Genomic DNA, 23,884 nt, shown 5'->3' on the forward strand with positions numbered 1-23,884 from the left:
TTATTGATCTATCCACCAATATAGGACATCTCCATTTTCTTTCTATACTTCGCTGACTCTTCCGTCCGTTCATCTGAATAGCGGTCGTTTCTGTTTTTCCATGTTGGCACAATTGATTGTAAAATTGTCTGGTCATCTGCATTAGAACGTAATAATGTTCGAAGATCGAGCCCGCCGCTTGCAAATAAACAGGTATAAAACTTCCCATCTGCTGCTAGCCTGGCTCGTGTGCATGTAGAACAAAAGGATTCAGAAACTGACGTAATGAATCCAACCTCTGCATTAGTTCCAACATAACGATAACGCTTTGCCACTTCTCCTATATAGGCAGAATCCACAGGTTCCAGCTCAAAATGATGGCTTAATTGCTCAAACAGCTGTTTTTTCGTTAGCACCTGGCTGAAATCCCAACCATTTGTTTGGCCAACATCCATAAACTCAATGTATCGCAATGGTATTTCCTGTTCTTTAAAGTATTTTGCCATTGGGATTACTTGTTGATCATTCATTCCCTTTTTGACAACCATATTCACTTTTACACTGAGTCCAGCCTTTCGTGCCTGTTCAATGGAGTCTAATATTTTTTTAGTCGGTATACCGCTATCGTTAATTGATTGAAAAACTTTATCATCTAATGCATCCAAGCTCACATTCACACGTTCTAAACCTGCTTGCTTCAAACTTTTTGCCATTTTCCCTAGCAGCATTCCATTTGTTGTCAAGCCAATATCCTCTAACCCATCAATAGCAGCTAACTTCTCAATTAGGGTTGCAATGTCTCTTCGTAATAAAGGTTCCCCGCCTGTTAAACGAATTTTCCTTACGCCTAATTGAACAAATAGTTTAGCTAATCGTTCAATCTCCTCAAAACTTAGCAACTGGTCTTTGGGCAAGAAAGAAAAGTCTTTACCGAAGATTTCCCTTGGCATACAATACGTACAACGAAAGTTACATCGATCAATAACTGATATACGTAAATCTTGTAATGGACGACCGAGCCTATCCTGTAACATGCTAAATTCTCCTCTGTTGGTTGTAACCTCATATTTGATCGCTTTCTTCTCTTTTATACGATAATACTTCTCAGCTGTTTACTTGCAATTTGACTAGCTTGTTTTCATAGTAAGACTGCTGCTTTGGAAAATCATGACGCTGGTAAAAATCAATTACTGCTGCGAGTGCCTCTTCAGAGAGTGCCTTATCTTTTAGCTTTTCTATCTGTTCTACGCCATACTGGTACCACTCACTTGCTTTTGCAATGTCCTTTTCAGCCTTTTGTTCATAACAATAAGCAAGACGAATACTTGCAAATCCTAAGGAATCCTTACTAACCGGTCTAAGGCCTTGATAAATATCAATGGCTTCTTGATAGCAGATAAAAGCTTTTTCCATATCGTTTTGTTGAATAAAATTAAATCCAATTGCTTGTAATGTATCTGCATATGCCTTCGATTGTTTTTTATTTGCCTTTTCCAATTGATCTAGGAAAGCTTGATATAGATTTCTCGCTTGTTCATACGACTGTTCTTTCGAATAAATCTTCCCGAGTGCATAAAGGAATTGCATTTGAATACGGGGATGGCCTTTCGTTAACGGCAACCCTTTCTCCAAGTAGTATTTGGCGTCCTCTAATTGGTTTACCTTCATAAGTAACGTTCCGATTTTTGAATAGGCATAGACAACCATGAAGTGCTCTTGCTCATGAACTTGTTCCAGCTGTTTAAGGCTTCTCTTATAATAATTGATAGAACGTGGAGCATTTGCTAGATTCTCCTCCAGCTCTGCTAATAGCAAATTCGCCTTTGCTTGGTAAAGCAACAGTGGCTGTTCAAGGGCTTTCAAAAATGCCAGCGATTGCGATATTGCTTTCCTTGCCTTTTTCAAATCAAGATAAAAGTAGATTTCTCCCATCCGTAACAGGATCAAGGCTTGGGTTAACTTGTCATCTGTCTTTTGGTAATCTTGTAAGGTCTTCTCTTGAAGATACAAGGCGTCCTGATAATGCTCCATGCGAATATACGTCTCTGTCAATTCATTAATAGTCTGATAGATAATAGGATGCTCTTCAGGAATTACTTTCCGAAAGCAGGTTAATGCTTCTTTAAATTGTTCAACAGCCGTATCAAAGGCCAGATCTTGAAAGCCAATTTGTGCTAACAAATGATAGACGAGACCAAATATATAGTTATCTTCTACCTTATTTTTCTCTAGCTGCATCAACAGTGTTGCTAATAGTTTTCTAGCATTGTCAATCTGGTTATAATCTTTTTCTAGTTTTGCATAGTTTAAATACGCGTCAACCAGTGGTCTAGTTAGTCCGAGCTTTCCTATTTTTGCTTGTTGAATTGCCTGTCTGCTATAATGAGCCGATTTATCATACTGGTTCCTTTTTCGAAAATACTTTGCAAGTGACAACGCAATGGTTAATTGATTCGATACGGAAAACTCCTGTGATCTCGCCTCGTAATGAGGTTCCAACTGGCTCACGATATCTTTTGCTTGTGCCATGTTATTCTCTTGGAGTGTTTTATCGAGCTCTGCCCCCAATAAAAGAATGTCCTGATGGTTCATCCTCATCCCAACCTTATTTGTAAAATTATTTCACTATGATAGGTGCTTCCCATCTCATCCAGCCTTACGTTGAACTCTTCGTTTATAAATCACATAATTTCTACTTAAATAACGAAGCGGAAAACTAAATGCATGAACTAATCGAGTAAACGGCCAAGAAACATATAAAGCAAATGTTGTGTAAATATGGATTTTAAACCAAATGGGTACTTCAGCCATTAGCTCAGGCTGCATACGAAAAACGAATAAACCTCTAAGCCACGGCGCGATCGTTGTCCGGTAATCAAATCCTTGTGAATCGACGTTCATGCTTGTTGCTAATAATCCTGTAAAAATAACAATGATGACCAAGATTAATGCTACCCAATCGCCAATCGAAGAGGTCGCTTTAATACGTTTCACACTAAACCTGCGGTGGGCAAGCAACAGAATCCCAATAAAAGCAACAATTCCTGCAGGTAACCCAAAGATTAGGGCAATTCTATGGTAAAAGTGCTCAGAAATACCAAAAGCATTATAGAAAGATACTGGAACAATCAGCCCTGCAATGTGGCCGCCCAAGACAAAAAATAACCCCCAGTGGAACATGAGCGATCCAATTCGCAGTCGCTTTTTTTCAAAAATTTCACTAGACTTTGTTGTCCAACCAAATTGATCCTTTTGATAACGATAAATTAAACCGCCAATAAAAATGGTCAGGACAATATAAGGGAAAACTCCCCAAAGTAATAAATTGAGTGAGTTCATATTGGTTACTCCTTTTCTTCCAGCTAATATCTCTTATCCTAGCTGGTTCTTAATTAATTGATCTCGCATCTTTGCAAGAATAGCTTGATCTTCTAAATTTGGTATAGGAGTTTGCTTTTCGGCTGTCAGATGATGCTCGAGGCCATCTTGTTCAAACAGCTGAATCAAAACATCAAAAAGTAAGCCATAAAAGCTTTTAATTGATAAGAGAGTTTCTCTAATTTCCCAAATTGCTTGTTCATGCATTTTCCAAAGCTCTTGTCTGATATCAGCTGAAACCTGTGCAGAAAATTCAAGCATTAACGGTATATAATCTGGCAGTTCTGTTTCAACAATGTCAAAGCCGGCTGCCTGATAAAATTTTTTTAGTTTTAGAAGCTCTAAGCCTCGCTCCTTTTGTTCACCATTTTTAAAATACGTAACGTAAAGATTTGTTTTCCGGTCAAAGTCAAATTGGCTTACATAATGATTAATCCAATCATCCAATGGTGTTTGCTCTACCAGCTCTATAAATTGAAACAGTTTTTGACGAATTCTCGTGTCGCCCACTTCCTGTATTTCTGCTGTTAATCCAAGTAGAATCTGCCTAAATTCTTCATTTGGATAGCGTAATAAAAATGCTAGCATTTGATAAAGCTCTGTTTGTTTCATGTTTGTTCATCCTTTTTGTCAGGTTACTTATTATCGCAAAGCAGGTTTATTGTGTGGCTAGTAATCCATTGCCTATCTCGAATAGGGCGGGCGCTGCTATAGATTGTGGCGCCCTTTCCCAGCTTATGCTTATGCTGTTTCCGCGAAATTCTAGCAGCTACAGATTCCTAGGATTGTGGTTTCCCCACGCAATTCCCTTCATTCATATTTGCTCTAATCATTTATTCTCCTCGTGAAAGGGTGGAACCATTTATCAAGACAAGACGCCACAGGCGCCAGGCCCGCTAGCAAAATCTAATCCACAAGCGCCTTGGTCATAGTAAAGATCTGCTATATCTTCCTTATGGCTTTTAGGAATAACAAAGCGATCATTATATTTGGCAATGGCTAGCAGTCGGTACATCTTTTTAATGTCGTTTTCCTCGAGTCCCAGCTCTTCAATAATAGAGACATCAAAGGATTTCCCTGTTTGTTCGGCCCGCATATAGCTACGCATAACTGCCATTTTCTTTAATACAGTACGAATATGAGCCGTATCCCCAACAGTTAATAAATTAGCTAGATATTCAATCGGAATGCGCATTTCGTCAATAGCCGGGAAGATATCTTCTGTATCTGCTTGACTGCCTTTTCCTTCTATCATATTCATAACTGGGCTAAGTGGTGGAATATACCACACCATTGGCATTGTTCGGTATTCTGGGTGTAATGGTAAAGCAATCTTCCAGTCGATGATCATTTTATATAATGGAGATTGCTGCGCCGCTTCAATCCAATCCATTGGGATGCCTTCTTTTTTCGCTTCCTTCACTACTTCTGGGTCATTTGGATCTAAGAAAATATCTAATTGTGCCTGATACAATTCTTTCTCTTCTTTAACAGAAGCTGCCTCCAATACTTTATCAGCATCATAGAGCATGACCCCGATATAACGGATTCTGCCAACACATGTTTCGGAGCAAATCGTTGGCTGGCCATTTTCAATTCTTGGATAGCATAATGTACATTTCTCCGCTTTACTTGTTTTCCAGTTAAAGTACACTTTTTTATATGGACAGGAGCTGACGCATTGTCTCCAAGCACGACAAGCATTCTGATCTACAAGTACAATGCCATCTTCATCACGTTTATACATCGCACCGGATGGACAAGAGCTCACACAAGGTGCGTTAATGCAATGTTCACATATACGCGGCAAGTACATCATAAATACATCTTCAAACTCCGTTTTTATTGATTCCTCCATTTGCACAACATTTGGATCACGTAAACCAGTTATATGCCCGCCAGCAAGGTCATCTTCCCAGTTCGGTCCCCACTCTAAATCCATAAACTCGCCAGTGATAGCTGACTTTGCTCGGGCAATAGGTTGATGCTTACGTTCTGGACTGTTTGTCAATGTTTCATAATCATAATTCCATGGTTCATAATAATCATCAATTTCTGGTTGATTTTGGTTATAGAAAAGGCTGAATAATCGATTTACTTTAGAACCTGATTTCAGTTTTAGTTCACCCTTTTTATCCAGCTCCCAGCCGCCTTTATATTTCTCTTGGTCTTCCCATTGTTTCGGATAGCCGATTCCAGGTTTTGTTTCGACATTATTAAAGTACATATATTCTGCGCCAGGGCGATTGGTCCACGTATTTTTGCATGTCACACTACATGTATGACAGCCAATACATTTATCTAAATTCATCACCATGCCAATTTGTGCTTTAATCTTCAAGCCACTCCACCTCCTTCATCTTTCTAATGACGACATGTAAATCCCGTTGGTTTCCAGTTGGTCCATAATAGTTAAATCCATAGCTTAGTTGGCCATAGCCACCAATCATATGCGTTGGCTTAACATGGATTCGCGTAGGACTATTATGTGTCCCTCCTCGGTTTTTCGTAAGATTTGTGCCAGGAACGTGAATATGTCTGTCTTGAGCATGGTACATAAAGGCAACACTTCTAGGAATTCGATGAGAGACAACCGCTCTGGCAACGACCACACCATTTCGGTTAAAGCATTCAATCCAATCGTTATCTTCTATATCTACTTCTTTGGCATCTTCCTTGTTCATCCATATCGTTGGTCCACCTCTAAACAATGTCAGCATCGGCTGTGCATCATAATACATACTGTGAATAGACCATTTATTATGTGGTGTTAGATAATTTAACGTAATTTCTTTTCCTTCCACTTTTGGACGATCTTGCTGAAAAGGTGTATGGTGGAGCATTGGCTTAAATGTCGCCATCTCTTCCCCAAATTCCTTCATCATCTCATGATCTAAATAAAAGGACTGTCTTCCTGTAAGGGTATGGAAAGGAATCATTCGCTCAATATTTGTTGTAAATGGTGAATACCGTCTCCCGCCTTTTTCCGAACCAGTAAAGGCAGGTGACGTAATGACCGTTTTTGGTTGTGCATTAATTTGTTCTAATGTAAATAGATCTTCTTCACGCTCTGCAGCTAAATCCTTTAACTCCAAGCTTGTTTGCTGTTCCAGTGATTCCCAAGCTTTGACTGCGATTTTGCCGTTTGTCGTAGATGACATCATGAGAATGGCCTGACAAGCGTCTCTTGCACTTTCAATATTTGGGAGACCTTTGGAAATGCCTTCTTCTTCTACTACACCAATTGCATGCTTGACTTGTTCATACTCTTTTTCCATGGACCAGCTTATCCCTTTGCCGCCATATGGGTTTTTGGCAACATTCGGTCCTAGAGAGGTCATTTTTTTATAAACCTGCTTATAATCTCGTTCTACCACATGAATATTTGGCATGGTTCGCCCTGGAATTGCTTCACAATCACCTTTGGACCAATCTTTAATCTCCCCAAAAGGCTGGGCCATTTCTTGTGGAGTATCGTGCTGCAGCGGTGTAGCTACAACCTCTTTAATTACGTCCATATCGATTTGTTCGGCTAGCTCTGAAACCCCTTTTGCTAGCTTCTTGAAAATATCCCAATCTGACTTCGATTCCCAAGGCGTAGCAACCGCTGGATTAAATGGATGTACAAATGGATGCATATCTGTGCTTGATAAATCAAATTTTTCATACCAGGTCGCAGCTGGTAAGATAATATCGGAATACAATCCCGTTCCTGCCATCCGGAAATCAAGATCGATTAAAAGATCCAATTTTCCTTCTGGTGCTTCTTCCCGCCATTTTATTTCAGCTGGTCGAATACTAGATTGATCATCATTCAACAATCCGTGTGTTGTTCCAAGTAAATGTTTTAGAAAATATTCATGCCCTTTTCCAGAGCTTGAGATTAAATTGGCACGCCAAACAAATAACGTACGAGGAAAATTGACTGGATTATCTGGGTCTTCTATCGCAAATTGCAATGATTTATTCATCAACTCTTTTGCTACATATTGCGCAATTTCCTCTTGGGTTTGACAGCCCTTCACCACTGCCTCTTTATAAATAGCAATGCCATTCTTATTAAATGTTGGATAGGATGGCAGCCATCCTAATCGAGCCGCTAGCACATTATAATCCCCATGATGGTCATATCTTGCTTTCTCTACTGTAGCAGCCGTTATCTCATTAACAGACGTTTCTTCATAACGCCACTGGTCTGTAGCAAAATAAAAAAATGATGTCCCATTTTGCAGTTTTGGCGGTGCCTGCCAATCTTTTGCTGTAGCTAAGGTATTCCATCCTTCTGCTGGTCGAAGCTTTTCTTGCCCTACATAATGTGCCCAGCCTCCCCCATTTACTCCTTGCGCACCTACCATTAAAATTAAGTTGATGATGGCACGATAGATAGTGTCAGAATGGAACCAATGGTTAATACCAGCACCCATAATAATCATAGAACGACCTTTTGTATCGATAGCATTTTGGGCAAATTCTTTCGCGATTTTAATAACTAAGTTTCGATCGACATTACTAATACTCTCTTGCCATGCTGGAGTAAAAGGCGCCATGTCATCATAGGATTGCGCGACTTCTCCACCGATGCCTCGATCAATTCCGTAATTAGCAAGCATAAGATCATAAACTGTTGTGATATATTCTGTTTGCCCATTTAATTCAACTGCTTTTACTGGAACGGCACGATTCATAACGGAACGCTTTTCTGCATCAAAGTAGGGTAATTGAATTTCCATCACCTCATCTTCAAGCCCTAGAAAGCTTAGCTTTGGATCAATTGCTTCTCCTGTATATTCATCCACTAAATGCAGATTCCATTTCCCTTTTTTATCCCATCGCGAACCTATTGTTCCTTGTGGAATAGCAAAATTCCCCGTGCGCTCATTATACATAGCAGGCTTCCACTCATTATGCTCACCAGAAAGGCCTAGATCCTTTGCATGTAAAAAGCGGTCAGCCTGATAGCTTGATCCCACTTTTTTCAAACGAACGGCGAAAGGAAAATCAGTATATTGTTTCGCATAAGATTCAAAGTATGGTATTTGTTTTTTATGATAAAACTCATTTAAAATAACATGTCCCATTGCCATGGCTACCGCACCATCCGTCCCTTGCTTGACAGCCATCCAGTCATCAGAGAATTTGGTTGATTCCGCATAGTCTGGACTAACAGAAACCACTTTTGTTCCTTTATATCTTGCCTCGGCAAGGAAGTGAGCATCTGGTGTACGTGTTAAGGGAACATTAGAGCCCCATGTCATAATATAGCCAGCATTAAACCAATCAGAGCTTTCTGGAACATCTGTCTGATCTCCCCAAATTTGTGGAGATGCAGGTGGCAAATCCGCATACCAGTCATAAAAGCTAAGCATCGGTCCTCCTATTAGGGACATAAAGCGGCTTCCCGCTGCATGACTCACCATGGACATCGCTGGAATTGGAGAAAAGCCAACATTACGATCAGATCCGTATTTTACCGTTGTATACAAAACAGCCGCTGCAATAATTTGCGTAACTTCTTCCCAATCAGCCCGTACTAATCCGCCTTTTCCGCGAACACTTTTATACTGATTGGCCTTTTCTTTATCTTCCACAATGCTTTTCCAAGCATCTAATGGTTTCTTGTGTTCCGCTATGGCCTCTCGCCATAAATATAGTAGCTTTTTACGAATATAAGGATACTTCACACGCAACGGGCTATATAAATACCAGGAAAAACTTGCACCTCGCGGACAGCCCCTTGGCTCAAATTCCGGCATGTCTGGTCCTGTTGTTGGATAATCCACATTTTGCCCTTCCCATGTCACAATGCCGTCTTTCACAAAGATGTTCCAGCTGCAAGAACCCGTACAGTTCACTCCATGAGTGGAACGGATTACTTTATCATGCTGCCATCTTCTGCGATACACATTTTCCCAATCCCGGTCTCCTTCTTGTAATTGACTATGGTTATTGCTATATGTTTCTTTTGGTTTCAAATAGTTTAATCGTTGCCAAAGTGGAGATGGTTTTTTCTTCATCTTTATCCCTCCATATTCCGACCTGTCATCAAATCAGGTTGCTTATAAGCTTATTAAAACATCCTCCACTAGCTTAAGGTGTGAAATACATCACACATGGATGCATTAATTGCGGCGCGCCCTCTTTTGAATAAAAAGCAGCATAACAAAAGAAATAATCACCATCATCATCACCCAGCTCCATGCGAGTACAAGTTTGTTAGATTCAAAAGCAACATAAATCGCTAATGGAAGCGTTTGTGTTTGTCCCGGAATATTTCCTGCAAACATAATCGTTGCACCAAATTCCCCTAAGGCTCTGGCAAAACTTAATATTGTGCCTGTGACAAGAAAGGGAGAACATAATGGTAGTGAAATATGTCGAAATAGACGCCAACTATTTGCACCATCTACTCGAGCTGCATCCTCTATTAATGGATTCATACTCGTAAACCCATTTTTCACCGATTGATACATTAATGGGAAAGCAACCACAACAGCTGCAAGGATAGCTCCCGAAACGGTAAACATTAAGGATTCGCCAAATAAAAAATCAATAGCTTTCCCAATCACACCCTTCTTGCCAAATAGCATAATCAGCAGGAAACCAATCACTGTTGGTGGTAACACAATTGGTAATAGCAGAATGACTTCTATGATCGCCTTGCCCGGAAACTCTTTTTTCGTCATGAACCATGCCGTTACAATTCCTAATATAATTACAAAAAGCGTCGCGCTAATTGCAATTAATAAAGAGAGCTCAATAGGCTGCCAAAAGCTACTTTTCATTCTGCACTCTCCTTTACTTGTTTACGGTGGTGAACCCATACTTCGCAAAAATAGTGTCTGCCTCTGTACTTCGCAAAAAGTTATAAAAGGCGACTGCTTCTTCCTTATGCTTGGTATCTTTCAAAATTCCGATTGGATACTGGATAGGATCATGCCATTCTTCATCGACTACTCGCTCTACTTCTACTTGCTTAGCGGCTATTACGTCTGTGGCATATACAAAACCAAAGTCAACACTTCCTGATTCCACATACTGTAATACTTGGCGAACATCTTTTGCATAGACTAATTTAGATTCAAGGGAATGAAATATCCCTACATGTTCGAGCGCCTGTTTTGCATAAATACCTGCTGGGACGCTTTCTGGTGTCCCAATAGCAATTTCTTGTACCTGTTCGTCTAGTAAATCCTTAAATTCGTGAAATTGAGAGAAGGTATCTTTTCTTTTGATCAGGACTAACTGATTACGTAATAATAATTCTTGATGTGACTTATCTAGCAAACCCTGTTTATTTAAATAGTCAAATGGCTCTTCAGCAGCTGAGAGAAAAATGTCAACTAGTGCGCCTTGACTAATTTGTTGTTGTAATGCTCCTGAAGATGCTAGATTTAGCGATATAGCTATATTAGGTTCTCTTGATTCAAATGCCTCCACAAGCTCCTCCATCGCATCCGTTAAACTCGCGGCGGCTGACACGGTTAGCTTCACTTCTCTTTTCTCCGAGGAACAGCCCGCTAGAAGAAAGAAACAGATACAAATAATAATCAAGCCTTTCCATTTATACATATGGTCCTCCTTTATCTTTTTTAGCCGATAATGATGCAAGACGCATCCATTTACTTTTGTTATACTACAAACAAGGAGTGATATTAGTGACAAACTTCACACATTTTAATCAGCAAGGCAGGGCAAAGATGGTTGATATCACCGAGAAGCAGGAATCATCTCGCACAGCTATTAGTCAATCAAGTATTATCGTGAATGAACTTATTTATAAAAAAATAATGAACCATGAGTTTGCAAAAGGAGATGTACTTGCTGTTGCACAAGTTGCTGGTATTATGGCAGCAAAGCAAACTTCTTCGATTATTCCCATGTGTCACCCACTTTCACTAAGTGGAGTTGATATGCAATTTAATTGGAAACAAAATGAGGATAAATGGGAGCTTATTATACGAGTAGAAGTAAAAACCAAAGGAAGCACTGGGGTCGAAATGGAAGCATTAACGGCCGCCACAGTTACAAGCTTAACCATTTATGATATGTGCAAAGCTGTCGATAAAGGGATGGTAATCGGGCCAACCTTTCTAGTGGAGAAATCCGGCGGGAAAAGTGGCGATTATAAGCGAGAGGAAATGTGAGATTTAAGTGGCGGAAGCTGGATCAAGCAGAGACGTTTGATCCAGCTTTTTTTTACTCTCCTCTTCCATGATTACACCCTAATTTATAAATAGGTAAGTGCTTGGAAAGAAAGGGAGAATCTATTAACTAAACGCTCCTATTCTATGAAAAATAAAATATTCCCTGTTAACTTTATTGCATTTGGGGAATACATCTAGAATAATAGATGGAAGAAATCCATACATAAGGAAGTGACAACATGAAAAGACTAGCCTTGTTATTTTCAGGAGTACTACTTGTTGTGCTCCTCATCTCTTGTTCGAAAAACACTCCTACTATTAAAGAAACTGAACAACATGATGAAGAACAGACACAGGAAGAAAAGTCTTCTGGTGAGAAGAAAGCAATAAAAGAAGAGAATCCTCCGCCAGCCTACAAACCGCTGGAACCAACAGAAGGTGCTTCTTCTCTAGACAAAAAGGTTGCTGATGAGGAAATAGAGAAGATGCCGAGTGCAGAAGCCCGTGGAGAAGATCCCACCAGGATGGTTCCACTTGGAGAAACATTAGTAAAAGATGCCGTTGATCAAACAGATGGTCCCTTAAAGAATCATAGACTTATAGCGTATTACGGACATCCAAACTCTACCAAAATGGGAATATTGGGAGAAATGGAGCCAGATGAATTAATGGCAAAATTAAAAGAACAGACCCAAGCATATTCAGATGCAGACCCTTCACGCCCTGCCGTACCAATGATTGAACTCATTTCTACCGTAGCACAGCGTGATCCAGGGACGGATGGGAAGTACTACCATCCAACTTCACCAGAGCAAATTGATGAATATTCTACTCTCGCGGAAGAAAACGATGCCCTGCTTATGCTGGATGTTCAACTTGGAACAGATTCCGTTCTAAATCAGGTGAAATTACTTGAGAAATGGCTAAAGCTCCCTCATGTCCACCTAGCGATTGATACGGAATTTCATGTAAAAGAAGGACAAACTCCAGGTGTCAATCTTGGTCAAGTAGACGGAGCTGAAGTACAAGAAGCAGTGCAGTACTTAACGGAAATCGTAAAAGAAAATAATTTGCCCGATAAAATTGTCCTTGTCCATCAATTTATGGACGAAGCATTAACGAACAAAGAAGCCATCAAGCCAACCGAGAATGTAGAAGTAGCCTTAAATTATGACGGTTGGGGCGATTCTAATACTAAAATGGCGCTCTATCGCAAATTCGTGCGCAATGAAGCAGTGCAATACGGTGGATTTAAAATCTTTTATAACAAAGATAAACCTGTGCTAAGTCCTGAAGAGGTCTTGAAGCTGGATCCTAGCCCTGCGATTATTAATTATCAATAAAGAGTTAATATTTGTGAAAAAAGGGAGTTTCATTACTCCCTCAGACTGTCGACAAACTCCTAATTCGGTAATTAGGAGTTTGTCTTAGTTTATAAATATACATTCTTTTAAATAAGAGTTGATTTCCGTTGCAGGGGTTCGCTTTCCGTGGGGCTCGCGCTGAGCCGCTTCGGCCTAAAGGCCTGCAGGGTCTCAGACTGTCTCGCAGATCCCACAGGAGTCTCACCCCTTTCACTCCAATCAATGCATAATAATTCCATTTACATTTCCTAAATTCCTTTTGTCAACAAGCTGAGGGAGTTTCATTGCTCCCTTTTTATTATGATCCCCCTATCTTCTTCATCCATGTAATGTGCTACAAACTTGTGCAAGAGCTCATAGAATTGGAAACCTACTTTCATCCCTTGATCTGCCACTATTTATGATAACTTCATCACTCTATTATCCGATTAATATATGAGCCACTCGAATTAGAAAAGTTATATATCAACTATTCCACTCATTCTCTAGTATTCCCGATATGACAGATAGTGCTATAACACTCCGCCTAGGTAAAAAGGTAAAAAAATCCACTAAGCGGTTGCATGTCAAAAAGGAGTTTAGTCTCAAGACAGGGTGGAATGTTAAATAACACATAAATAATTTAGGAGGCGTTATAATTGAGTAAATTAGATGAACAAACCATATTATCAAATGGAGTCAATCCTCAAAAACAATCCGAGCAGCCGGGGGTTGAAAAGGAAATGGACCCTATCCCGATTTATGAGCTAGAAACCCATGTTGGTTCTGGAAAATTGAAAGGCAAAGTGGCCTTGATTACTGGAGGAGACAGTGGAATTGGTAAGGCAGTAGCGATTGGGTATGCAAAGGAAGGCGCGGATATTGCCATCGCCTACTTAAATGAGCAAGAGGATGCGGAAAATACGAAAAAGCGTATTGAACAAGAAGGCGTAAAATGTACGTTGCATGCTGGAGATGTGGCGGATGAAGCATTTTGTAATCAACTAGTTGAAGATGTTATTCAGCAGCATGGAAAACTGAATATCCTTGTTAATAACGCAGCACGTCAGGAAGTAAAAAACAGCGTGCTAGAAATCTCTGCTGAACAATTGAAACGTACATTTGACGTAAACTTTTTTTCAATGGTGTATTTAACTAAAGCTGCCATTCCCCATTTATCAGTTGGTGATAGCTTAATCTATACCGCTTCTATTAATGCATATGTTGGCAATAAAGCGTTGATTGATTACACATCTACTAAAGGGGCTATTGTATCCTTTACTCGTTCCATTGCTCAAGAACTCTCCTCAAAAGGAATTCGAGTTAACGGTGTAGCACCTGGACCGATTTGGACACCACTTATTCCAGCAACCATGACAACCGACCTGCAAGAATCATTTGGCGTTTCTACCCCTATTGGTCGTCCTGGTCAACCAGCAGATCTTGTAGAACCATACATCCTGCTTGCTTCTGAAGGTTCTGCCTATATGACCGGCCAATTCATCCATGTGAATGGTGGACAATATATGTCTTCTTAATTAGATAAATAAGTCATTCGGACAGCAAAAAAAATCAAGCAGTATTTTCCTCATGGTAGGGAAATACTGTCTTGATTGCTGCTATCTATTCAATGTCTCGCATAATGGAGGAGGGTAGCCAATATGGAAGGTTCAAGTTATATCCAGTTTGACCATTATCAGGATAAGGGAGAATTGAAGAAACATATATTTAAGACACTTCATTTTTATTATCCGGCCTGTATCGATGAGGAAAAGGGCGGATATATTAATGGGTTTTTAGATGATGGTACTATTAATGACACAGATACTAAACATTTAGTAGCGACTAGCAGGTATATTTATATTTTTAGTATTGGTGCGATTTTAGATGGACCAGACTGGTGTTTAGAAGCCGCACGACATGGGATCCAATTTTTGCATGAACATCATTTAGATAAACAGTATAATGGATACTACTTTGAAATGAAGGGAACGGATGTAAAAGATGCTGCTAAAATGGCCTATGGTCATGCCTTTACATTATTAGCATCCTCTATCGCCTACCAAGCTGGCATAAAAGAAGCCAGAGAAGTGATGGAAAACGTCTTTAATGTGGTGGAAAATCACTTTTGGGATCCGGAACATGGATATTACAAAGACCAATGGGATGCTGCGTGGACCACTCTTTCCTCTTATAGAGGGCAAAACCCAAACATGCATATGTGTGAAGCCATGCTGACTGCATATGAAGCAACAAATGAAGAAAAATACTTAAAGAAGGCCTACCAGCTAGCAGAGGGCGTTACCCAAGAATTAGCAGACCGTGCAAGTGGAATGATTTGGGAAAACTATACACCGGACTGGCTGCCTGATTATCAATTCAATAAAAACAACACAAAAGATGAATTCCGCCCATATGGATTTATCCCTGGTCATCAATTTGAATGGAGTAAACTCTTAATGTGGCTTGACAGACATCAATCAGAACCTTGGATGCAGGAGACTGCAGAGAAATTGTTCGCAAAAGGATGGGAACAAGGTTGGGATGTAAAATATGGAGGTATTTATTTTGCCCTATCGCCAAGCTTAGAAGTCATTGATACGGATAAAAATTACTGGGTTATGTCAGAAGCAATCGCTGCCGCAGCCTTACTAGCTGCAAAAACAAAGAATCAACAATACTGGGATTATTATAATCAGTTATTCACTTATTCCGCCCAGTATTTCATGGATCATGAACATGGTGGTTGGTATACACTGCTTAACCGGGAGAATGAAAAATATAGCAATGTAAAAACCTCACCTCCCAAAACAGATTACCACCCCGTCTCAGCCTGCTATCAATCCATACTAGCTCTGCCATAAGCCAGATGTCTAAAGAATGGCCTGGATTATGATATTAAAAAGCATCTTTTAGTGGGTTTGGCTAAAAGATGCTTTTGTCTCTAGATTTTCCACTATCTTCCGATTATTTTTCTATTATTTGTCTCTTAGTGGCCTGATTAGCACTTGATTTAATTATTTCCAATCCCTTGATCCATCTGTATTTTCTCTTCTCTCGAGCTAAAATAAATAGCCATAAAGATTAGGCATAGTCCTATTAGATGGTAATAATAAAGTGGTTCTTTCAAAAGGAAAAATGATAGAACTACTGTGCTTAGTGGCAAAACGCTTGTTAATATACCTACTGTCGCAGCAGATAATACAGCAAGGCCTTGATACATAAGCAAAAAAGCCAAAACAGTAACAACCATTCCGAAATAAAAAATCAAAAGCCAATCATAACCAGAACCGAATGAATAATTAGCAGTTATGCTATCATAAATAGCCATTGGTAAAAATAACAATCCCCCTATAACAGACACTCCTGTTGTTATAGTTAATGGACTTACTTTTTTTGATATAGACTTACCTAAAATGATAAACAATGCTTCTCCCATCACTGCCCCCAAAACAAGGAAGTTACCTACTATTTCTAGATGACTGCCCGATATCTCTTGCATCACTCCTGAAACGTTAAGAATGATGACTCCTAAAATAGCAGTTATTATACCCGCTATTTTATTTCTTGTAAGTTTCTCTTTCATTATAAAGTAAGCAAGAAGAGCAACCATTGCTGGTAAAGTACTAGTAACTATTCCTGCCTCCATTGCAGTAGTATATTTTAAACCATACAGCATAAAGATACTAAATAAAAATACTCCCGTCAGAGATTGAAAAAAGAGAATGACAATATCCCTTCTACTTAATGAAGGAATCCCCTCCTTGTAAATCAGTAAAGGGACTAATATTAGGGAAGCTACTAAAAACCTTAGCTCAGATGCTAAAAATATCGGCATCGTTTGAATTAATATTTTTCCTGCAACCACCGAACTACCTACAATGGTCATTGCCGCAATAACTTTAAGGTATGCTACTATCCTTTCACTCAATATAACCAACTCCATCTCAAGTAATTATTCCATTTAAACTGGTGTTACAGTAAAATTAACATTATAAATTGGTTTATTAAAGAACCAATTATCATTTATTTTTAAAACCAATATGAACACTTTAGGTGATAATGATGATTTGGATTGAATTAGATAGAACTTCAGAAAAACCAATATTTCAACAAATATACGTGAAAATTAAAGAACAGATTTTACGAGGAGAACTTCTTGAGAGGGACCGACTTCCCTCGAGTCGTGATTTAGCTACCATTTTAGACGTGTCTCGAAGTGTCGTTCTCGAAGCCTATGATCAATTAATGGCTGAGGGATACATTAAATCTAAACAAGGAGCTGGAACTTTCGTGGAATCTGGAATATCACTAGAGGGTTTTCCTACGAATGAGGAACGGCCTATCTCTGAAAAAAGTACTGATTCAATAAGTAAGGTAAAGACAAATAATTTCATTGACTTTCGTTCAGGCGTACCTTGTTTAAAAAAGTTTCCTCGAAAAAAGTGGGCCAGTATAGGAAAAGACGTTTTTGAAACGATTGAAGACTCATTATTTGGTTATAGTTCACCTGAAGGAAGTGAAGAGTTACGGGTGGTATTATCAAGCTACCTTTATAGAACTAGAGGAATAAACTGTCATCCTAGTCAAATTATTATCACCTCTGGAGCTACTCAAGCATTCACACTTCTAGCTAAACTATTAGTAAAGACTAACTCCGAAGTATTAATAGAGGATCCAGTAACGAAAGAAATTCCTGAAATTTTTATTGAAAGAGGGGCTAATATTACTCCTATTCCAGTCGATGAATTTGGAATGCAAACAGAATGGCTTACAACGAAAAAAAAAGAAAACATTATTTTCGTTACTCCCTCTCATCAATTCCCTTTAGGTGGAATATTACCCATTCAAAGAAGAATTCAACTTATTAATTTTGCTAAGGAAACAAATAGTTATATTCTAGAGGACGATTATGATAGTGAATTTCGCTATTCTGGTCATCCAGTAAGTTCACTGCAAGGATTATTTCCTGAACGAGTTATTTACATAGGGACTTTTAGTAAAATCTTATCACCTAGTCTGCGAATTGGTTATGTCATTTTGCCAAATGCACTGGTAGAAGAAGCCAAAAATCTTAAAAGATACACTGATTATCACTCTCCCACTATTGAGCAAGTAATTTTAGCACGTTTTATAAAGGATGGACACTTAGAGAAACATGTAGTTAAAATGAGGAAACTATATAAAAAAAAGAGAGATTTCTTAATAGGATGTCTAAAAAAGGAATTTGGAGACCTAATTGAAATCCTTGGTGCTTCAACAGGCATTCACCTAGTTGTTAAATTTAATTTTAAGTTCCCACAAAAGATCTTAGATGAAATCAAAAATAAAGGAGTTAATATCTTTTCCGTAGAGAAACATGCTTTAATTAAAGGAAAACACAACAACAAGCTTATTTTCGGATATGGTAATTTAACTGATACGGAATTAGCAGAAGGAGTAAAGCTCTTAAGAAATGTGATAGAGGCAGAGTCAGGACAGAAAAATTAAACAACACTACTAAATAATCCAATAATAGCTGATTTGAAGAAATCCCTTTTTAATGGAAGGAGGGAAGATATTGGTAAAGCAATTGACAATCGATTTATGAAAGCAGGAGTATATTGAGCATGACACCATGATCATCATACAGTTACAACGGAAATGCTTAGAATGATTCGTCTCTCACTCGTCAAAAGCATAAACCAATACCTTATTTACTGGTTCAACGTAATCTATATAAATGGGGTCTAACAAGCAATGATTATGGACAATATAGAGATAGTCTCCCTTGTAAACCTTCCAAGATTTCTACAGGCATTTCCCTGACCTTGATATCCTCACCTAGGAATAATAGCCAACTTATTATTTCCGTTAATTCTTCGGAATGATTAACATTAATAAAGGTCTTTAGAATGGCTGTAGTTTGGTAAGGATTCGTATAAGAAAGTGACATTCTTAACGGATGGTATTTCTTATACTGTGCAATTGCCTTTGGACCAAGTTCAAGGACAAGGTTGATTACTTCCTCCTGCTTACTTAGTTTTTCTAAAATCTTTTTCCTGCTTAATCTATTATTGATAGTGCATGGTTCTACATCTGTGAGATTGTCAACAGGCATTATCCGTTTCTTCTCTTCCTTTAAATCAAAGCCTTCAATCAGCCACAGGCTTTTCTCACGATAAAGGTTCAAGAGGTAAATAGGATAGGACTTTATAACTTTCTCCTCTCTAATGGTAATCAGTAAATATCTATCCATAATAAGTAATTGGATTAATTTTTCTAACATGGGATGAGGAAGATCTGACAAATCAAGCAGATCAGGATTATTCGGGTTGGTCCCTTCAAATAGCAAGATGCGATTTAAAAGAACAAGGTCATCTTGCTGGGTTTCTGAGATGAGTCCTAGTAATTTTTCAGCTAGTGACTGGCGACTCTTTAAATAAGGGAGCTGTTGGTTTCTCGTAGCCATAAAGGCAATAAAAAGAGCCTTAATTTCATTATCGGTAAAGCGAACAGTCGGCAAGACAGAGTTGTTCATAACAAAATATCCCCCGTCCCTTCCAACTTCTGCGACAAGTGGCATCCCCATCGCTTCAATTTCTCTGATGTCTCTAATTGCTGTCGAACGAGAGATGTTAAATTCTCTCATGATTTCAGAAATTGTAAAGTTGGCGCGGTTGTTAATATACCGCATAATGGTATTAATTCGTTCAACCTTTTTCATCCCGTCCCCCTAAACAGTATCATTTTTTGACATGGTTTAAGTTTATTATATATCTATCAAGTGAAAAGAAGAATCATTTGATTAATTTTTTAAAGAGGAAGTGTTGAATATGGCAGGCTATATGCTAGAAGAAAAAGACAGCTTTATCGTTTTAGGGATTGGAACTGAACTTAAGAGTGATTATACAGACTATGCGGGCATAGCAAAGGAAAAAGCAGACTTTTGGCAAGTAGTCAAACAAGAAGGAAAGCTTGACGCCTTAAAAGCCATTGCCACAAATGACTATATTTTTATCGTAAACGAAGCGGTAAACAACAAGATGATGCATTATGTCGGGGTCATGACAGAGCAATCATTACCAGAAGCGGACAGAATGATTCAATTTCCTAAAGGAGAATACTTAGTAGTTAAAGGGGAAAGTAAGACCGCTGATGAATTGCAGAATATGCTTACTGGCATTGCATTTGGTCAAGTCTTGCCTGAAGCAAAGAATTTCGCCTATGTTGGTGGACCAAATACAGTGGTAGAAATGGGACAGCAAAACGGCTTATTACTTGGTGAGATGTGGATTCCTGTTGTAAGGAAATAAGAAGGATAGAGGGATAGGAATGGCCTATATCGTTGATTTTAAAAATGTGTCTACGATTGGTTTAGAATCTTCACCTGTAGCAGAAGCACTTGCTGGCTTACGAGCTAACGAGGCCCGGTACTTTATGAACAAATATAAGCATGAATTTACGGTTGTACCAGCTAATGAGTCCTGCGAAACTCTAGATTATGTGAACCGGATTTTAAAGGAAGAACGTGGTATTGAATTTGCAGCCAAGCCTTTAGAAACTTCAACCTTTCAAGTAGAAAATATTAAATGGACCTACGTCTTTTATGAGGATGGTCTTGCAATTAACGTTCTGTATACAGTAGATAACCCGAAAAAGCGCGCCGTTGGTTTTAAGCTTTCTGATGGGATGGAAGTACCAAAGGAATTAGAAGGGAAATTTAAGTTTGCTAGGCAGAAATCTAAGTTAGCCGGAACAATCCGAGGCTCGTTTTTTGTTATTAAAGGAGAATATTAACGTTAGTAAAGCAGCACCCCTCAAAATAGAGGGTGCTGTTTTTATTTTTGCTTAGGTTATTTACTTGTGGTACGGTTCATCGCCGCTACTCTACATGAGGTTTTTCCTCCATTAATTATGTTATAGTCCTACTAACTAATAAACCACTCAATTGACTACAAGTAAAATTTACGAGAAAATAGAATATAAAAAAGAATGCTGAAAGGAGGATCTCTGTGGAACATCGCTCTCTAATTCTGCTTGGGTTACTAATGGGACAAAGTCAACATGGATATCAAATTAATGAATTCATCGAAAGAAACTTAAGTACTGTGACAGATATGAAAAAACCCACTGCTTATGCTACTCTGGATAAACTAAATCAAAAAGGTTATATAGATATTCATTTAGTACAAGAAGGAAATAGGCCCACCCGAAAAGTGTACTCTATAAATGAAAGCGGCCGAGTATATTTTTATCAATTACTATTAGATAATCTGTCTTCTGCGGAAAGTGTAAATTACCAAGGGGATATTGGGTTAATGTTTATTGATTTCCTTCCGATGAATCAAGTAATACCGGCCTTGAATGAAAGATTAAAGAAAAATAAAAAACTCATAGATCTATTTAAACAAACTCCTGAACATGGTATACGAACCGGTGTTAACCTTGCAGTCAAACATAAGATTACCATGTTAGAAGCAGAAATTTCCTTTCTTGAAAATACCATTCAACATCTTATTCAATCGAATTAAAATTTTATATCCAAAAGATTCAAAGGAGCCGATAGAGGGTTCCTTTTTTATTTAAATCTTAATAATAAGTTTTCGTGATTAGTCACAATTGACTAATCACGAAAATACTAATATACTTTTATTAGTCAAACGTGACTATTATTATTTACAATAAAGGAGTGACATTCATTGTTTCTTGCTATTAGAGAATTAAAGCATGGTAAATTGCGGTTTCTGATGATTGGGGTTATAACTGTCCTGATTGCTTGGCTTGTATTCATTCTATCTGGATTAGGTAATGGCCTATCCACTCTTAGTGCGGCGACATTTAAAAATATGGATGCCGATTATGTGACGTTTGAAGAGGGGGCAAGAGCCTCTATGAGCCGATCGTTGTTGAATGAATCATTGGCAGAAAAACTAGAAAGCCAACCTAATGTCTCAGCTGCATCAGTAATGGGTGCAACCATGGGAACAGTAATAATTAATTCAGATTTGAATGAAAGTGAAAAAGTAGACATTGCCATGCTAGGAATCAATCCCGGTAGTTTTCTGGAACCTAAAGTAATTGAAGGAAAGCCCCTTCATACTAACCTCCCTTTGGAGGTTATCGCTAATGATACTTTAAAGAAAAAGGGCTTTAAGATTGGTGATACGCTGAAGATTGAAGGATCATTAGAAAAAATAAAAATTGTTGGGTTTGTCAAAAATGAAACATACAATCATTTGCCAGCTATTTTTACTATTCTAGATAAATGGCGCTCTATTCAATTTGCAGCACCTGGTTCTGATAAAGGTATTAAGAAACCTGTGAATGCCATTATGCTGCAAGGAAAAAAAATCGACTCAGCGGAACTAAATCATTTATTTAAGAATACTGAAACAGTCACTAAGGCCACAGCCATACAGGGAATGCCCGGTTATAAAGAAGAGAATGGCACAATTACAATGATGCTCGCTTTCCTTTTGGCCATTTCGGCATTTGTTTTGGGGGTATTCTTCTACGTACTTACGTTGCAAAAATCAAATCAGTTTGGGATATTGAAAGCCATCGGCGCCAGCAATCGTTTCCTTGGAAGAGCTATTGTATCGCAAGTATTTTTATTATCATTCATTAGCATTGTCTTAGCAATCTTGTTAACCTATGGGACAGCCCTTATTCTTCCGGATGAAATGCCATTTTCACTTGATCTGAAATTAGTTGTCCTTTATGCTCTTTTACTACTTATCATTTCGATTTTAAGTTCATTGGCTTCCGTTCGAAAAATAGCAAAAATAGACCCACTTCAAGCGATTGGGAGGATAGAATAATGTCAGGAATACAATTTAAAAATGTCTCTAAACTTTATCAACAGGGTGAAAATCAAGTTCTTGCCCTTGATGATGTCTCCTTAACTGTGGAACAAGGTGAGTTTATTGCCGTCATTGGCCCCTCAGGTTCTGGAAAAAGTACATTTTTGGCGATCGCAGGTGCCTTACTCCAACCTACTAAAGGTGAGGTCATTGTTAACAGTAAAAACCTTAATGAATTAAAATCTAAAGATTTAGTACGAATGCGGTTGGATGAAATCGGATTTATCTTACAAACCAGTAATCTTGTCCCTTATTTAAATGTTCTGGAACAATTACTTGTAGTGAAAAGAATGGCAGGGAAACCTGTGAAACAGGATAAGGAATATGCAAAGGAATTATTACACAGTCTCGGTTTAGCAGCAAAACTGGAAAAATTACCTGAACAGTTATCTGGAGGAGAACGGCAGCGTACGGCAATTGCTCGTGCTTTTATAAACAACCCATCTATTATTCTGGCAGATGAGCCAACAGCAAGTCTGGATTCAAAAAGGGCTCATGAAGTGGTTCAACTCATAGCCAAAGAAACGAAAACAAGAAACAAAGCAGCAATTATGGTTACCCATGACGAACGAATGCTGGAATACTGTGATAAAGTGTATCGAATGGAAGATGGCAGACTTCAACATGACGATTCTTTCAGTCTTGAAAAGTGAAGACAATTTTACAAAAGGATAAACATTTTCATAGAAAACTATGGAGGTATAACCAATGATTATAGTAACGAACAGACTTAAAACAAAATTGGGTTTTGCTGAAAAGATGGCTCCCATGTTCACAAAACCAGGATCCCTACAAAAAATGGATGGGTTTATAAAAGTGGAGGTTTTAATTACAAAGAATCTAACAGAATATGATGAGCTAAATGTAAATATGTATTGGAATACTATTGAAGATTTTACCCTTTGGAAAAACAGCACTGCTTTTAAGGAAGCACATACAGGCCCAACCAACACTGAACAGGAATCCCCAATCTTGGGAAGTGAAATCATTATTTCACAGGTTGCTTCGACTTCAGAACCAAATGCATAATAACTTATTAACCCCTACTTCAAATAGTAGGGGTCTTATTTATGAACTGTAAAATATAAAGAATAAATAAATCAGGGAGAAACCGTAAATCTATTTTATCTAATAAAAAACCGCACTTACTTATGATACGGTTCACCGTACAAATATAAGAGGCAAAAAAACATAA

Annotated in this window: 21 protein-coding genes; 11 read left to right on the plus strand and 10 right to left on the minus strand. The window is 38.4% G+C overall.

The genetic code is table 11. The features are described 5' to 3' along the window. Positions 1–8: 8 nt before the first annotated feature. The 8 genes from moaA to modA form a co-directional block, all read right to left on the minus strand. Positions 9–1,013, minus strand: coding sequence for a GTP 3',8-cyclase MoaA (gene moaA, locus NX902_RS24310; RefSeq protein WP_095333303.1), 1,005 nt, complete (start codon positions 1,011–1,013; stop codon positions 9–11). A gap of 70 nt (positions 1,014–1,083) precedes the next feature. Then, a complete protein-coding gene (locus tag NX902_RS24315) occupies positions 1,084–2,571 on the minus strand; it encodes a tetratricopeptide repeat protein (RefSeq protein ID WP_095333301.1) in 1,488 nt (495 codons plus the stop codon). 54 nt (positions 2,572–2,625) lie between these two features. Continuing rightward, positions 2,626–3,318 carry a respiratory nitrate reductase subunit gamma gene (gene narI / locus NX902_RS24320; protein ID WP_095333299.1) on the minus strand — a complete coding sequence of 231 codons (693 nt, stop codon included), beginning with the start codon at positions 3,316–3,318 and terminating at the stop codon, positions 2,626–2,628. Positions 3,319–3,351: 33 nt separating this feature from the next. Further along, a complete protein-coding gene (narJ, locus tag NX902_RS24325) occupies positions 3,352–3,969 on the minus strand; it encodes a nitrate reductase molybdenum cofactor assembly chaperone (protein WP_095333296.1) in 618 nt (205 codons plus the stop codon). A 253-nt stretch (positions 3,970–4,222) separates the two neighbouring features. Continuing rightward, positions 4,223–5,698: a nitrate reductase subunit beta gene (narH, locus tag NX902_RS24330; RefSeq protein WP_341161054.1), complete on the minus strand. Its 1,476-nt coding sequence runs from the start codon at positions 5,696–5,698 to the stop codon at positions 4,223–4,225. Further along, on the minus strand, positions 5,688–9,371 hold the full coding sequence (locus tag NX902_RS24335; protein WP_163186607.1) for a nitrate reductase subunit alpha: 3,684 nt from the start codon (positions 9,369–9,371) through the stop codon (positions 5,688–5,690). The genes narH and NX902_RS24335 overlap by 11 nt, the downstream gene beginning before the upstream one ends. A gap of 105 nt (positions 9,372–9,476) precedes the next feature. After that, positions 9,477–10,139: a molybdate ABC transporter permease subunit gene (gene modB / locus NX902_RS24340; RefSeq protein WP_095333289.1), complete on the minus strand. Its 663-nt coding sequence runs from the start codon at positions 10,137–10,139 to the stop codon at positions 9,477–9,479. A gap of 13 nt (positions 10,140–10,152) precedes the next feature. Next, a complete protein-coding gene (gene modA, locus NX902_RS24345; RefSeq protein ID WP_163186605.1) occupies positions 10,153–10,926 on the minus strand; it encodes a molybdate ABC transporter substrate-binding protein in 774 nt (257 codons plus the stop codon). Between the two features lie 86 nt (positions 10,927–11,012). Between modA and moaC the strand changes: the two genes are divergently transcribed. The 4 genes from moaC (at position 11,013) to NX902_RS24365 (ending at position 15,708) form a co-directional block, all read left to right on the plus strand. Then, positions 11,013–11,501 (plus strand): cyclic pyranopterin monophosphate synthase MoaC, encoded by a 489-nt coding sequence (gene moaC / locus NX902_RS24350; protein WP_095333285.1) that lies wholly within the window; start codon positions 11,013–11,015, stop codon positions 11,499–11,501. A 239-nt stretch (positions 11,502–11,740) separates the two neighbouring features. Further along, positions 11,741–12,844, plus strand: a complete 1,104-nt coding sequence (locus NX902_RS24355; RefSeq protein WP_095333283.1) for a hypothetical protein — start codon at positions 11,741–11,743, stop codon at positions 12,842–12,844. Positions 12,845–13,503: 659 nt separating this feature from the next. Then, positions 13,504–14,382 carry an SDR family oxidoreductase gene (locus NX902_RS24360; RefSeq protein ID WP_235973164.1) on the plus strand — a complete coding sequence of 293 codons (879 nt, stop codon included), beginning with the start codon at positions 13,504–13,506 and terminating at the stop codon, positions 14,380–14,382. A gap of 123 nt (positions 14,383–14,505) precedes the next feature. Then, entirely contained in the window at positions 14,506–15,708 is a 1,203-nt protein-coding gene (locus NX902_RS24365) for an AGE family epimerase/isomerase (protein ID WP_095333278.1), read from the plus strand. A gap of 149 nt (positions 15,709–15,857) precedes the next feature. Here NX902_RS24365 and NX902_RS24370 read toward each other — a convergent pair whose 3' ends face one another. After that, on the minus strand, positions 15,858–16,775 hold the full coding sequence (locus NX902_RS24370; protein WP_235850349.1) for a DMT family transporter: 918 nt from the start codon (positions 16,773–16,775) through the stop codon (positions 15,858–15,860). Positions 16,776–16,909: 134 nt separating this feature from the next. On the opposite strand from NX902_RS24370, the gene pdxR reads away from it, so the two are divergent. Beyond that, positions 16,910–18,334 carry a MocR-like pyridoxine biosynthesis transcription factor PdxR gene (gene pdxR / locus NX902_RS24375; RefSeq protein WP_123260202.1) on the plus strand — a complete coding sequence of 475 codons (1,425 nt, stop codon included), beginning with the start codon at positions 16,910–16,912 and terminating at the stop codon, positions 18,332–18,334. Between the two features lie 253 nt (positions 18,335–18,587). Here pdxR and NX902_RS24380 read toward each other — a convergent pair whose 3' ends face one another. After that, the gene (locus NX902_RS24380; RefSeq protein WP_341161055.1) at positions 18,588–19,550 is read right to left on the minus strand and encodes a helix-turn-helix transcriptional regulator; all 963 of its coding nucleotides are present in this window, start codon (positions 19,548–19,550) and stop codon (positions 18,588–18,590) included. Positions 19,551–19,659: 109 nt separating this feature from the next. Between NX902_RS24380 and NX902_RS24385 the strand changes: the two genes are divergently transcribed. The 6 genes from NX902_RS24385 (at position 19,660) to NX902_RS24410 (ending at position 23,718) form a co-directional block, all read left to right on the plus strand. Then, entirely contained in the window at positions 19,660–20,139 is a 480-nt protein-coding gene (locus tag NX902_RS24385; protein WP_095333270.1) for a GyrI-like domain-containing protein, read from the plus strand. Positions 20,140–20,158: 19 nt separating this feature from the next. Next, entirely contained in the window at positions 20,159–20,623 is a 465-nt protein-coding gene (locus NX902_RS24390) for a phage tail protein (protein WP_095333269.1), read from the plus strand. Positions 20,624–20,838: 215 nt separating this feature from the next. Continuing rightward, on the plus strand, positions 20,839–21,357 hold the full coding sequence (locus NX902_RS24395) for a PadR family transcriptional regulator (RefSeq protein WP_095333267.1): 519 nt from the start codon (positions 20,839–20,841) through the stop codon (positions 21,355–21,357). A gap of 168 nt (positions 21,358–21,525) precedes the next feature. Beyond that, a complete protein-coding gene (locus tag NX902_RS24400; RefSeq protein ID WP_341123485.1) occupies positions 21,526–22,647 on the plus strand; it encodes an ABC transporter permease in 1,122 nt (373 codons plus the stop codon). Further along, positions 22,647–23,342 (plus strand): ABC transporter ATP-binding protein, encoded by a 696-nt coding sequence (locus NX902_RS24405; RefSeq protein ID WP_095333264.1) that lies wholly within the window; start codon positions 22,647–22,649, stop codon positions 23,340–23,342. The genes NX902_RS24400 and NX902_RS24405 overlap by 1 nt, the downstream gene beginning before the upstream one ends. 55 nt (positions 23,343–23,397) lie before the next feature. Further along, positions 23,398–23,718, plus strand: coding sequence for a heme oxygenase (locus NX902_RS24410; protein WP_341123487.1), 321 nt, complete (start codon positions 23,398–23,400; stop codon positions 23,716–23,718). Positions 23,719–23,884 lie beyond the last annotated feature (166 nt).

The sequence above is a fragment of the Niallia sp. FSL W8-0954 genome, assembly GCF_038005605.1.
Classification (GTDB): Bacteria; Bacillota; Bacilli; order Bacillales; family Cytobacillaceae; genus Niallia; species Niallia circulans_A.